The following is a 3,474-nucleotide window of genomic DNA, read 5'->3' on the forward strand; positions in this document are numbered from 1 at the left end:
TCAGATAATGGCTGATTTTTTTGGGGGGGGGGGGGGGTATAATTCAAATCCTAATTTCTTTTAAAGGATAATTTCATGGGTTATATAGAGTCTAACCTTCTAAAAGGCGAAGAGATAGTTGCGAAAGCTAAAATTCACTGGGCAGTTTTCATTCCCGCTATTGTTTTTTTAATCATTGCATTGCTTATATTTAGCAAAGGTGATTACGAAATTTTTGTCATATTATTTGGAGTTTTTATACTGGCGTTGCTTAAAGGATTGATTGTTTTTAAAACAAACGAGCTTGCCATTACAAATCAGCGTATAATCGGTAAAGCAGGCTTTGTCAGCCGCGACACCGTAGAGCTGAAATACGAGAAAATCGAGAGCCTATCTGTGGCGCAAGGTGTCCTCGGGCGAATTTTCGGCTGCGGTACCGTAGTGGTACGAGGCACCGGCGGAACGGCGGTTAGCTTCCCGTATATCACCAATCCCGTAGCATTTAAAAACAAAGCGATGGAAAAGATAGGCTAATCTCCGTCTTGCATATAAAATTTCAGTCAAATCATAAAATTTTACATCCCAAATTTATCTCAAAAATAAGTGCGATTGACTAAAATTAAAATTATATCCATCGCACTTTAAATTTTAATCTAAATAACGTAGCTCAATAAGCACTGTGTCGTTCTTTAAAATTCCAAAAAATTTTACCGTCATATTAAGACACCACATTTAGTATTTTATCTAAAATTTTGTTTTTGTCGCTATAATGCGGCTTCTTGACCTTTTCGTCTAGTGGCTCAGGACGTTGCATTCTCAGTGCGAAAACGCGTGGTTCAAATCCCGCAAGGGTCGCCATTATGGACTTTTATACAAGCCTCTTGATTTTAAACGATAAATTTATCTATGATTTTATCATGGACTTTCATACAGCCCATCAGATTTTAAATAATAAATTCTATCTGCGATTTTATCGATGAAGCTTTTATCGTGCGAGACGATGATCTCGCTTACGTCAAGCTCCGCCAAAATCCCAGCCACGCGCTCCTGCATCGCCTCATCAAGCGCCGTCGTAGGCTCGTCCAGTAGCAGTATCCTAGGCTCGCATACCAGCGCGCCCGCAAGCGCCACTAGCTTTTTCTCGCCGCCGCTTAGATGAAAGGGCACCCGCTCGCGTAGATGTTCGATTCCCAAGCGTCGCAGCATCTCCAGCGCCTTGCGCTCGATCTGCTCTTCGCTTAAAATTTCAAGCTTTTTTAGATGGTCGTTTTCGCTGCCCTGCCTTAAAATTTCCGCCTTACGACCAAAAAATTTAGAAAAAATTCCACGCCTTTGCTCCACATTTCGTGCTCGTTTTAACCGCTCATTTTGCGCACGCAGGCTAAATGCGACGTCCTCAAACACGCTCGCGCACAAAAATTGATCGTCGCTGTTTTGAAATAAAAAACCGATCTCGTGGCGAAATTTTATAAAATCCTCCGCACACTCAAGCTTCTCGCCGAAAAGCTCGATTTCGCCCTCGCCCCATTGCCTTAGGCCACCTAAAATTTGAAGCAAGCTCGTCTTGCCCTGCCCGTTCGCGCCTAAGATCGCCACTTTTTCCTTATGCCCTACGCTCAAATTTACGCCGCGAAAAATTTCTCGCTCGCCGTTTTTAGCGCTTAAATCCAGCGCCTTAAGCGAGCAGCTCATAAGATCGCTCCGATTTTAATAAATACGCACGCCAGCACGAACGCCAAAAACGAGGCCTCCGAGATGCTCATGCCCTCGCGACGCTCGTAAAATAGCCTACCGCAAAACCCTCGCGCGCTCATCACCAGGCTTAAATTTCTTGCTTGCTCAAGCGCCGAAATCGCTAAAATTCCCACTAAATTTGCATAAATTTTATAGGTGAAAATTCCACTCGTCCCTACAAATCCACGCATCCGCAAAAGAGCTTGCAGTCTCGCCAAATCCGAGCGTAAAAAATTTACGAATCGCCTGCAGCAATACACCAAAGAGCTTAGCTTTTCGCCGAGCCCGAGCCCGTAAAATCCGCGTGCGAAAAAATATTCATCCTTGCCGTAAAATAGCAAAATCGCAAACGCCATTATCAAATTCGCGCGTAAAAATATTACGCCTGCAAGCTCGTAGTTACCGACTATGGCGGGGCTTAACGCGCTTAAAATCGCAAAGATATTTAATACCGCAAGCCTTATGCAGACCGCGCGTGCAATCGAAATTTTAAGCGCAAAAAGAAGCAATGGCGGAGCAAAAAACGCCGCGTAAAGCTGCCCGCTAAGTCCGACGCCGAAGCTGAATATAAAAAACGCGAGCAGTGATACGGTGGGGCTCATTTGCGCGCTCTTTTCGCTAGCCACATTAAGCCAAAAAAGCCGAAAATCAAGGCCAAACAAAGCGCGATTTTAGGCGCCTCGGCGGACTGGCTTTGAAACGCCATGCTCCTAATATCGCTCTTAGAACTTTCTTTTGGCAAGATGCTTTGCGAGGCGGAATTTTCCAAAGGCTTGGAAGCATTTGAAATTTTATCTTTAGACACACTGCCTTTCGGCGCGATATTTTCGGGCGCGCTGTCTTTGGACGCGGATTTTTTAGCGGCGTTCAAATTTTGCGGCATAGGATTTTCAGAAACGTCAGAATTTTGTGGCGTGGGCTTTGGACGCGAAATTTTTAGCGGCGTCTAAATTTTGAGGTTCAGAATTTTGCGGCGTGGAATTTTCAGGATCACCGGAATCCTGCGACGTAAAGTCCTCGGCGCTAAATTCCATCTGCGCGCCGTGCCCTGCACCTCCGTAAATTTGAATAGTAAAATTTTTCGCTGGCATTCGTATGCTCGCAAGTCCCTCTTTATCGGTCCTAGTGCGCAAAATTTCGCGCCCGTCCGCACTGATTAAAACTTCGCACTCCATGCAGGGAGAATTTTTATAAAAATAGCTATAAATCGCCACTCTATCGCCCTCTTGCGTCGCGAAAAGATGAAGCGCATGCGAAAATGCGAAGGAGCTCAAAACCGCTAAGAAAAATAACGCTCTCATCGCCTTTGTCCGCCGTAAAATTTCGCAATAAAGCTAAGTGCAAAAAGAGTGATGATCCCTTCCAAAACAGCCAGAATCGCTCCTTCGAGCGAGATGAGCGTCGCGATAGCAAAAAACTCCCGTCCGCTGATGAAAAGCACGAGATCAAGAAGCAGCATCGAGCAGACGATCGGCACGAAACCCGCTAAAAATAGATAAATTTTTTGCGCGCGCGCTTTTAGTTCTTGCGCTTTTGCAGCGGTGGCAAAGAGCCCGCCCAAAACCGCCGGAAAGCCGATGACTGCGGTATTTACGCCGAGCACGCTAAGCCCCCCGAAGCCGAAAAATACCCCTTGCAAAAATAGCGCGACGAAAATCGCTAAGATCGCGCGCGAGCCCAAAAACGCGCCCACGAGCCCGCTTAGCATCAGGTGCATGGAGCTGACGCCCACAGGCAGGTGCACGAAAGAGGCGACGAAAA

Annotated in this window: 6 protein-coding genes and 1 tRNA gene; 2 read left to right on the forward strand and 5 right to left on the reverse strand. The window is 46.0% G+C overall.

Annotation, left to right across the window (positions count from 1 at the left end; all coding sequences use genetic code 11):
- The first annotated feature begins 75 nt into the window (after positions 1–75).
- Positions 76–513 carry a PH domain-containing protein gene (locus Q0236_RS08570; RefSeq protein ID WP_297916904.1) on the forward strand — a complete coding sequence of 146 codons (438 nt, stop codon included), beginning with the start codon at positions 76–78 and terminating at the stop codon, positions 511–513.
- Positions 514–760: 247 nt separating this feature from the next.
- A tRNA-Glu gene (locus Q0236_RS08575) sits at positions 761–837 on the forward strand.
- Positions 838–894: 57 nt separating this feature from the next.
- Here the strand turns inward: Q0236_RS08575 and Q0236_RS08580 are convergent.
- The 5 genes from Q0236_RS08580 to Q0236_RS08600 all read right to left on the reverse strand — a co-directional run.
- The gene (locus Q0236_RS08580) at positions 895–1,671 is read right to left on the reverse strand and encodes an energy-coupling factor ABC transporter ATP-binding protein (protein WP_297916906.1); all 777 of its coding nucleotides are present in this window, start codon (positions 1,669–1,671) and stop codon (positions 895–897) included.
- The gene (locus tag Q0236_RS08585; RefSeq protein WP_297916908.1) at positions 1,668–2,315 is read right to left on the reverse strand and encodes an energy-coupling factor transporter transmembrane component T; all 648 of its coding nucleotides are present in this window, start codon (positions 2,313–2,315) and stop codon (positions 1,668–1,670) included. Before Q0236_RS08585 ends, Q0236_RS08580 begins: the two co-directional genes overlap by 4 nt.
- Positions 2,312–2,584: a hypothetical protein gene (locus Q0236_RS08590; protein ID WP_297916910.1), complete on the reverse strand. Its 273-nt coding sequence runs from the start codon at positions 2,582–2,584 to the stop codon at positions 2,312–2,314. Before Q0236_RS08590 ends, Q0236_RS08585 begins: the two co-directional genes overlap by 4 nt.
- Before the next feature lie 28 nt (positions 2,585–2,612).
- Positions 2,613–3,014: a hypothetical protein gene (locus Q0236_RS08595; protein ID WP_297916912.1), complete on the reverse strand. Its 402-nt coding sequence runs from the start codon at positions 3,012–3,014 to the stop codon at positions 2,613–2,615.
- Positions 3,011–3,474: energy-coupling factor ABC transporter permease (locus Q0236_RS08600; protein ID WP_297916914.1), on the reverse strand; the 464-nt coding region annotated here is incomplete at its 5' end. The genes Q0236_RS08600 and Q0236_RS08595, both read right to left, overlap by 4 nt.

Origin of the sequence: uncultured Campylobacter sp. (genome assembly GCF_938031315.1) — a bacterium.
Lineage (GTDB): Bacteria > Campylobacterota > Campylobacteria > Campylobacterales > Campylobacteraceae > Campylobacter_B.